Genomic DNA, 235 nt, shown 5'->3' with positions numbered 1-235 from the left:
TTGTAGTCACTCATAGTTCAACAATTGTAACTAATGCTGATGCGGAACAAGTAATTGTACTAAAATCAGATAACAAACATGGATGGATTGAAAATAGAGGATATCCAAGTGACAAGATAGTAATGAAGTACATTGTTCAGTACCTTGAAGGTGGGGAAGAATCATTTAAACATAAGATGGATGCATATTCTACTATATTATTGGGCGTCTAAATTTTTCTCGTAAATACAATTAT

The 235-nt window shown here is 31.9% G+C and carries 1 protein-coding gene; it reads left to right on the top strand.

The features are described from left to right. Nucleotides 1-212: hypothetical protein (locus LOK41_RS28880; RefSeq protein ID WP_241819488.1), on the top strand; the 212-nt coding region annotated here is incomplete at its 5' end. Between the last annotated feature and the right edge of the window lie 23 nt (nt 213-235).

Source organism: Bacillus sp. TL12 (assembly GCF_022625245.1).
Lineage (GTDB): Bacteria > Bacillota > Bacilli > Bacillales > Bacillaceae_G > Bacillus_A.
This window is presented reverse-complemented; position numbering and strand designations above follow the sequence as displayed.